The sequence below is a fragment of the Actinoplanes sp. NPDC048791 genome (assembly GCF_040650095.1).
Taxonomy (GTDB): Bacteria; Actinomycetota; Actinomycetes; order Mycobacteriales; family Micromonosporaceae; genus Actinoplanes.
On the sequence record NZ_JBEZGQ010000668.1, the window covers coordinates 1 to 4,771 of the forward strand.

Here is a 4,771-nt window from a genome sequence, read left to right on the forward strand (position 1 = left end):
CCCCTCCAGGTCGGCTCCGGTACGGTCGGCCAGCACCCGCACGTAGGGCACTTCCTCGCCGCGCTGGGCCAGCAGCGGCATGGCGTGCGGCAGCGGCTCGAGGAACGCCTCGTCGGCGGGTGGCGGAGCCGGCAGCTCCTCCAGCAGGGCCACCTCGCCGCCGGTGGCGAAGACGGCCAGTCCGTAGCGTCCGGGCTGGTAGGGGTTGGTTCTCGACGGCGGTGGCGACGGCGTCCAGGGTCGCCTCGTCGGCGCCCTGCTCGGCGAGTTTCCCGCGCAGGGCCCGCCAGCGCAGGCTCACCTCGTGGTCACCGTTCTCCGAGGCCCGGGTGGCGTCGAGGTAGACCGACACCCAGGGGCCGGGACGGTCGAAGAGCGGGCGAAGAAAGCTCAGATTCATCACATCTCCTCTCGATCTGAGTGCCCGGCTACCCACGGATGAGCGCTTCTCACCCGACTCGCCAGAAAGACTCATACTTTCGGCTAGTCATAGCTCCACTCTTCGGCTACGGTCGACTGCATCGGTCAAGAAGGCGCCGAGATCACCACCATGCGATGTCTCTGTCGCGGTGCGGACCTCACGCCTCTTGACGTGCAGATGTGTTCCTCCGCCGCGGCAGTCCGCGGGTGGTCCGGCAACGGATGCCCACGACGCAGCGTTCGAGAAGAGGAACCACCATGTACGCACCTGCCACGAGGCCGATCCAGTCCCGCCGCCCGTCCGACCACGGCGACGCCGCGACGGAGGAGCGGGGCGTGGAGCTGATCGCGGCCCTGGCCCGGACCCCGCAGGGCGACCCGGCCCGGCCGCGACTGCGGGACGAGACCATCGAGGCCTGGCTGCCGATGACCCGGCGCCTCGCCCGCCGCTACGCCGGCCGCGGCGAGCCGCTGGACGACCTGGTCCAGGCCGCGACCGTCGGCCTGATCAAGGCGATCGACCGGTTCGACGCCGAGGTCGGCGTCGACTTCACGGTCTTCGCGATCCCCACCATCCTCGGCGAGATCAAGCGGCACTTCCGCGACCGCGCGTGGGCCATCCGGGTCCCGCGGCGGCTCCAGGAGATGCGGATGGCGATCAGTGACGCCGGTACGGTCCTGGCGCACAGCCTCGGACGGGCCCCCACGGTCGCCGACATCGCCGGCTACCTCAAGGTCAGCGAGGAGGCGGTGCTCGAAGGCCTGGAGGGCGCCCGCGCGTACAGCACGACCTCGCTCTCCACGCCGGTCGGCACCGAGAGCGGCACGCTGGAGCTCGGCGACACCCTGGGTGACGAGGACGACGACTACGCCCGTACCGAGCTGCATCTGAGCCTGGGGCCCGCGATGAAGTGCCTCACCGAGCGCGAGCGGACCATCGTGACGCTGCGCTTCTTCGGCAACCAGACGCAGACCCAGATCGCCACCCAGATCGGGGTGTCGCAGATGCACGTGTCGCGGCTGCTGTCGGCGGCGCTGCTCAAGCTGCGGAACCGGCTCGGCCCGGACGCCTGCTGATCCCCGTACCTCAGCGACGGGCCCGGCTCCTCCGGCGCCGGGCCGGCACCACCGCGATCACCACGGCGACGGGGTCCTGCCGGGACAGTCCACGCTCGATCTCCGCCGGCACCCGGCGACCCCGTTCGTCGTGCATCTCCCACCCTCCCGGCCGTGGGAAGCGGCGCGCCTACCCCGGCTCGCCGGATCCAAACCCGCCGATTCGTGGTCGCCGGTTAGAACCAGCTGTGGGTGGGTAGGCCGCCGTCATCCGTACGGTGGAGGAGAAGGCATGACTGCTGTCACCCCGCGCCCGGTAGTGACCCGGCCGTGGCCGGTCCGGCGTCAGGTCCGTGGTTCCGCGCTGGCCCGCATGCTGCGCACCACGGACGCGAAGCAGATCGGCATCATGTACATGACCACCGCCTTCGTCTTCTTCCTGGTCGGTGGCTTCATGGCCCTGCTCATGCGGGCCGAGCTGGCCCGTCCGGGCATGCAGTTCCTCTCGCCGGAGCAGTACAACCAGCTGTTCACGATGCACGGCACGATCATGCTGCTGTTCTTCGCGACGCCGATCGTGTTCGCCTTCGCCAACTTCGTGGTGCCGATCCAGATCGGTGCCCCGGACGTGGCCTTCCCGCGGCTGAACTCCTTCGCCTACTGGCTGTACCTGTTCGGCGGGACCATCGCCATCGGGGGGTTCCTGACTCCCGGTGGCGCCGCGGACTTCGGCTGGACGGCGTACACCCCGCTGAGCACCTCGCTGCATTCACCCGGCATCGGCGGCAACATGTGGGTCGTCGGGCTGGCCCTGTCCGGCCTGGGCACGATCCTCGGTGGCGTCAACATGATCACCACCATCCTGACGCTGCGGGCGCCGGGCATGACGATGTTCCGGATGCCGATCTTCACGTGGAACATCCTGATCACCAGCCTGCTGGTCATCGCGGTCTTCCCGTTCCTGGCCGCGGCGCTGTTCGCGCTGGCCGCCGACCGCGTGCTCGGCGCGCACGTGTTCGACGTGGACACCGGCGGCCCGATGCTCTGGCAGCACCTGTTCTGGTTCTTCGGCCACCCCGAGGTCTACATCGTGGCGCTGCCGTTCTTCGGCATCGTCACCGAGGTCATCCCGGTCTTCAGCCGCAAGCCGGTCTTCGGCTACAAGGGCCTGGTCGGTGCCACGATCCTCATCGGCATGCTGTCGTTCAGCGTGTGGGCGCACCACATGTTCGCCACCGGACAGGTGCTGCTGCCGTTCTTCAGCCTGCTGAGCTTCCTCATCGCCGTGCCCACGGGTATGAAGTTCTTCGTGTGGATCGGCACGATGTGGCGTGGCCAGGTCAGCCTCGAGACCCCGATGCTGTTCGCGATCGGCTTCATGGTGACCTTCCTGCTCGGTGGCCTGACCGGTGTGCTGCTGGCCTCCCCGCCGATCGACTTCCACGTGCACGACAGCTACTTCGTCGTGGCGCACTTCCATTACGTGCTGTTCGGCACGATCGTGTTCGCGGTGTTCTCCGGCATCTACTTCTGGTTCCCGAAGATGTTCGGCCGGATGCTCGACGACCGCCTCGGCAAAATCCACTTCTGGCTGACCTTCCTCGGCTTCCACACCACCTTCCTGGTCCAGCACTGGCTGGGCGCCGAAGGCATGCCGCGGCGGTACGCCGACTACCTCGCGGACGACGGCTTCACCGCACTCAACACCGTCTCGACCATCGGCTCGTTCATCCTCGGCGCGTCCACACTGCCGTTCCTGTACAACGTCTGGCACTCGTACAAGGCCGGGGTGCTGGTCACGGCGAACGACCCGTGGGGCCACGGCAACTCCCTGGAGTGGGCCACCTCGTCGCCGCCACCGCTGCGCAACTTCGACAAGATGCCCCGGATCCGTTCCGAGCGGCCGGCTTTCGACGCGAAGTTCCCCGAGCTGGCCGCCGGTGAGCAGTCCGAGGCCGGGCCGCCGGAGGGCGGTGCCCGGCCGCTGACCAGCGAGTCCGACAGCGGCGCCCGGTACCAGGAGGACACCGACCACCGGCTCGAGGAAGGCCGGTAGGTCCCGGCGGTGGGCTCGTCGCCCACCGCCGGATCCCGGGCTTTTCAGCTGCAGGAAGGCAGCCCCTTCAGGACGCCCCCGCGGTAGGCGCCGATCCGGTCGAAAGCGCTGGCCTCCTGCTGGGACCCGGCCCGGCCGAACGCCAGCAGAGCCGCCACCGCCTCGTCGAGATCGCCGGGCGACAACCGGATCCCCGATGCGGGATCACGGGTCAGCAGATCGTTCGTCCACGCCCCGGCGAAGCAGTCCACCGCGAGCTGGCCCGCCCGGTCCTGAGTCCGCGCACCACGGCGGTCCTGGACCGCCCGGGCGAAGAGGTCCCCGAGCAGCATGCCGACCGCGTTGTCCCCGATGCGCTGGTACAACTGCTGCCCGAGCTGCTCGTCGTCGAACGCGATGAAATCGCCGTCCGGGCAGTAGAAGGCCGCACCGCCGGCCGAGGAGTCCGGGGCCGGGCAGGACGGCGCCGAGCCGCTCTCGAACGGCTGCACCCCCAGCGGCTCCCAGGGCCGGCCGGTGAGCTGCGGGTACACCCGCGCCCAGTACGCCTGGGCATCCTTGCTGAGGGAGTCCACCGCCTCCGCGTACGGCAGATCCCCACCCGTGGCGGCCTCCTCCTGAGTGGTGAAGGGCACCTCGGTCACCGGCACGTTGTCCGCCCGGTAGTCGGCGCAGAGCGACACGCCCTTCTCCACGCCGTCCTGCATGGCCCGGATCCGGTCGAAGGCGTTGCCGTGCGCCTGCGGGTTCTGCGCCGCGGTGCCCGGCTCGTCGCGCAGCAGCAGCATCCCGGCGACCGTGTTGTCGAGCTGGGCCGGGGTGACGCTCTTGAACGCCGTCGACCGGCCGGCCAGCACGTCGGCGGTCCAGGCCCCGGCGAAACAGTCGGCCTGCTGCTCCAGTACGACCGTGGGCTGCTCGGTGACGCCCAGCCGGGACTGGATCGCGTGCCCGTACTCGTGGGCCATGACGAAGCCGACCAGCAGCGGGCCGAAATCGCTGTACAGCTGGGGGATCAGCGTCTCGGCGTCCCAGGCGATGAAGTCGCCGGCCGGGCAGTAGAAGGCGTTCGGCTGATATTCGGCGGCCTGACCGCCGCAGGCCGGCGCCGGGTCCGACCGGGTGTACGGGTGGTAGCCGCCCTTGATCGGCGTGAAGGCGGCACCGCCGGCGACCCGCGGGTAGGCCGCCGACCAGAAGCGCTCGACGTCGCGCAGCGCCCCGGTGACGACGTCGCCG

At 69.8% G+C, this 4,771-nt stretch carries 4 protein-coding genes and 1 pseudogene; 2 read left to right on the forward strand and 3 right to left on the reverse strand.

The window, feature by feature from the left end; translation table 11 throughout:
• Nucleotides 1-400, reverse strand: a pseudogene (locus tag AB0C29_RS34075) (peptide chain release factor 1); the annotation flags it as partial.
• 278 nt (nt 401-678) lie between these two features.
• On the opposite strand from AB0C29_RS34075, the gene AB0C29_RS34080 reads away from it, so the two are divergent.
• Entirely contained in the window at nt 679-1,497 is an 819-nt protein-coding gene (locus tag AB0C29_RS34080; RefSeq protein ID WP_360829081.1) for a SigB/SigF/SigG family RNA polymerase sigma factor, read from the forward strand.
• A 10-nt stretch (nt 1,498-1,507) separates the two neighbouring features.
• Here the strand turns inward: AB0C29_RS34080 and AB0C29_RS34085 are convergent, their stop codons facing one another.
• Entirely contained in the window at nt 1,508-1,633 is a 126-nt protein-coding gene (locus AB0C29_RS34085) for a hypothetical protein (protein ID WP_360829084.1), read from the reverse strand.
• Between the two features lie 135 nt (nt 1,634-1,768).
• Here AB0C29_RS34085 and ctaD point away from each other — a divergent pair, with 135 nt between their 5' ends.
• A complete protein-coding gene (ctaD, locus tag AB0C29_RS34090; RefSeq protein ID WP_360829087.1) occupies nt 1,769-3,532 on the forward strand; it encodes a cytochrome c oxidase subunit I in 1,764 nt (587 codons plus the stop codon).
• 44 nt (nt 3,533-3,576) lie between these two features.
• On the opposite strand, the gene AB0C29_RS34095 is transcribed toward ctaD, so the two are convergent.
• On the reverse strand, nt 3,577-4,771 hold a 1,195-nt coding region (locus AB0C29_RS34095; RefSeq protein WP_360829090.1), incomplete at its 5' end, for a neutral zinc metallopeptidase.

What these genes read in the sequence shown, in the direction of transcription:
- AB0C29_RS34080 (WP_360829081.1), top strand. Translation starts at nt 679, where the DNA reads ATGTACGCACCTGCCACGAGGCCGATCCAGTCCCGCCGCCCGTCCGAC.
- AB0C29_RS34085 (WP_360829084.1), bottom strand. Translation starts at nt 1,633, where the DNA reads ATGCACGACGAACGGGGTCGCCGGGTGCCGGCGGAGATCGAGCGTGGA.
- ctaD (WP_360829087.1), top strand. Translation starts at nt 1,769, where the DNA reads ATGACTGCTGTCACCCCGCGCCCGGTAGTGACCCGGCCGTGGCCGGTC.